Below are 3,234 nucleotides of genomic sequence, written 5' to 3'. Positions count from 1 at the left end.
GGTTTTTAGGGTTTTAGGTTTTTAGTCTAAATTCCCCCACCTCCCCCCACCCCACACCCCACACCCCACACCCCACACCCCACACCCCACACCCCACACCCGACACCCCACACCCCACTTCCCCACCTCCCCACACCCGACACCCCACACCCGACACCCCACACCCGACACCCCACACCCGACACCCCACACCCCACACCCGACACCCCACACCCCACACCCCACTTCCCTGGTCCCTAATCTTTTTCCCGACAAAACTCTTGTCATTGTCAAGACTCTAGGGTAACTTGTATATAAAAATTAATAAAGCGAGAAGTATTAGAACGATGTTGAGACTAATTAGCGACTTTGACGGCCCGATAATGGACGTATCCGAGCGATATTACCAAGTTTATCAAGACTGTTTACAGAAAACCGCCTATAAAGGTCAAATTATCGGGGAATTATCGAAAGCGGAATTCTGGCAGTTAAAACGGGATCAGGTTTCTGAGAAGCGTATCGGGGAAATGTCAGGATTAGATGAAGATCAAGCGCGTAAATTTGCCCATCTTCGTCGTCAAACTGTCCATACTTTACCCTATCTTGTCCACGATCGCCCGGTGGTTGGTTCTTTGGAAACTCTCCAGAAAATCCAAGAGTTAAAGATCGATTTAGTCGTGATGACGATGCGGCGGGTATCCGAGCTAGATCATGCCTTTAATCGCCACGATATCGGTCGTTTTTTCGCCGCTAATCGTCGTTATTGTCTAAATAACAATTACACCAAAACCAACGACGTGCGCGACAAAACCCTGCTTATGGCTAAGGCCGCTAAAGAACTGCCGGCGGCTGCCGATACTTGGATGGTGGGGGATACGGAAGCGGATATTGCCGCCGCTAAAAGCCAAAATATTAAGGTTATTGGCGTATTATCGGGGATTCGCAGCCGTTCCCGTTTAGAGAGCTACGAGCCTGATTATATCGTCAATAACCTTGGGGAAGCAGTGGACGTGATCTTAGGCTCCCTACGAGCGATTGGTTAACGGAAAAAACTACTAATCACCCAAAAGATCAGAAAAGTGACGAGCGCATAAATTTGGCGATCGCCGAAAATGTTCAAATCAGCCTTGGCCGCTAAACTGGCTAATCCCGCTCCCAGAGCGACTCCTAGCACTAAACCAGCGAGAGTGAATAGTAAGGCGCGGCCAAAACGTTTTTCCTTGCGGTTGAAAAAATAGATATTAACGAAAACGCCAAAAGCTAAGAGCAGCGGTAAGAGGGAGCCACTGGGATCGGGAACTAACAGCGTTATTGCTCCTAAACAAGCGTAAATCACTGCTGGTACACCGATATCCCTTGCAGAAGGTGTATCGATGAGGCTTTTCCACCAGTGAGGAGATTTGCTGCTAGTAACTGGTTTACTTTCCACCGGAATCGCCAGACGTTCAGGAAAACGAATGCGATCGGGAACTTTAATTCTACCCTCCTGTCGCATCCGCAGTCGATCCATGAGGACGGAATCGTAGGCCGACTCGATCAATTCGACAATTTTGCTATCATTTTGATACTGTTGCACCAGTCTTTGTTTGGCCTCTTGAATTTCTTCAAAAGAGGATTCTTCAGTAACCCCAAGTTGTTCGTAGGGATTCTGTTCACTCATGAACATACCTCCTTAATTATGCTCCCGATAGTCATGATCTTAACCCGATGTTCTGTAGTTTAACTTGAGATCCAAGCTTATTTAAATTAATTAAGTTTAGCGAAAATCTGAGCAGAATCGATCGCTTCGTAGGGATAACCACTGGCATCTAAAAGGCTTTTTTCGGCGATTTCTCCTTCTTTAACGATAATTAAGCGGTTTTTGCCCCCGTAGGCTTTAATTGTGACAATTTCTAAAGCAAATAACCCCGGGGAGAAACGGGGATTTATGGCCCCATCGTACTCGAATTTACTCTGCATTAACTGCAAAGCATAGACGCTACTGCTATCAAAGGGTGCTGCATCTCTCATCGTTTTGGCCCGCACCACCGGGATTAAATCTCCAAAAGGAATAGAAATCTTTTGCCAGCTGCGATCAAATGTATCAAAAGAATAACAGTAACCGATGCCATCCCAACGTCCTTCACAGCGCAGAATTAATTTATAGCGTTTTCCGTCCCCTTGTACCTGTAATTCTATTCCCTCGTAGTTAGATAAATTTAGGGGAGGATTCAGGTTTCTGGTACGAACTGAGGCAAAACCGCCGTTATTTTCAGTTCTAACGATACCGGAAAAGAGCGCTCGTCCTCCGGTTAGGGTTATCTGACTCTCACTCACTCCTCCCATTACCACATCATCCACCGCACCCCAGATTTCTTTGATATCACTGCTGGGATTGCTAAAGTCAAAGAGGGTTTTTTCGGCGGTTATCCCAGCATTTTTCAATAAATCGAGTAAATTAGCTAAACTATGGCGGTTATTCTCCCCTTGACAGTAGATAATTCTCTCAATCCCTGTGAATAATTGCGGGGTTTGCAGAGCAAATAAATCGACATTTTCAGCCAATAATTGACGTGCAAACTCGATATTATCGACTAAAGCGCGGATTTGATAGTTTTGCTGCTGTAGTTGGGTGATTACCTTTCTCCCGATCGCATTTTCCCCACCAATGACTAAAATGGTCTTCATCCCTTGCTCATTTGTTAGCTGATTTTTTTTATCTTCCCCGAAACCGAGCAGCTTTTGCAGACAACTCCACAGGGGAATACTATCAAAATAGTCTAGAGTTTGCCAAAATCTCTGAAAATCCCAGCTTTTTGACTCAGCCATAACTTTTCTCTCCTAAAAAGGTACTGTTGACATCCTCACCGCCGGGGCCGGACGGTGATTCCCGGCAGATCAAACAAACTTAATTGAACGACCGACCGCTGGGTTGACGCTTCACAGGATGCTGCTACCTTATCGGTAGTCTTACACTTTCCTCCACGTCCGTTTTTTGAGGTCTCCGATTGCCCACCGGCGACCTTGATATTAATTGCAGCGTTTACATCCCTATCATGAAAAGTCCCACAGAAAAGACATTCCCACTCACGGATATTTAACGCTTTTTTCCCGCCGATATTCCCACAACAGGAACACCTTTGAGACGTTGGCTCCCATCGGGAAATTATCCGAAAATCACGCCCATATTTATCAGATTTTGCCGATAGCATATCTCGGAAAGAACGCCATCCTAAGTCTGATATGGCACGGGATAACTTACGATTTTTAACCATT

The 3,234-nt window shown here is 45.9% G+C and carries 4 protein-coding genes; 1 reads left to right on the top strand and 3 read right to left on the bottom strand.

The window, feature by feature from the left end:
• The first annotated feature begins 326 nt into the window (after positions 1-326).
• A complete protein-coding gene (locus IM500_RS23325) occupies positions 327-1,022 on the top strand; it encodes an HAD family hydrolase (protein ID WP_002801790.1) in 696 nt (231 codons plus the stop codon).
• Here the strand turns inward: IM500_RS23325 and IM500_RS23320 are convergent.
• The 3 genes from IM500_RS23320 to IM500_RS23310 form a co-directional block, all read right to left on the bottom strand.
• Positions 1,019-1,639, bottom strand: a complete 621-nt coding sequence (locus IM500_RS23320) for a CPP1-like family protein (RefSeq protein WP_287739625.1) — start codon at positions 1,637-1,639, stop codon at positions 1,019-1,021. The two genes, IM500_RS23325 and IM500_RS23320, sit on opposite strands and share 4 nt — an antisense overlap.
• 86 nt (positions 1,640-1,725) lie before the next feature.
• Entirely contained in the window at positions 1,726-2,787 is a 1,062-nt protein-coding gene (locus tag IM500_RS23315; protein ID WP_287739624.1) for a CIA30 family protein, read from the bottom strand.
• 35 nt (positions 2,788-2,822) lie between these two features.
• On the bottom strand, positions 2,823-3,234 hold a 412-nt coding region (locus IM500_RS23310), incomplete at its 5' end, for a zinc ribbon domain-containing protein (protein WP_287739623.1).

The organism is Microcystis sp. M179S2 (assembly GCF_020245805.1).
GTDB classification, from domain to species: domain Bacteria; phylum Cyanobacteriota; class Cyanobacteriia; order Cyanobacteriales; family Microcystaceae; genus Microcystis; species Microcystis aeruginosa.
The sequence above is the reverse complement of the archived record's forward strand: the minus strand, read 5'-3'. Positions and strand labels throughout refer to the sequence as shown.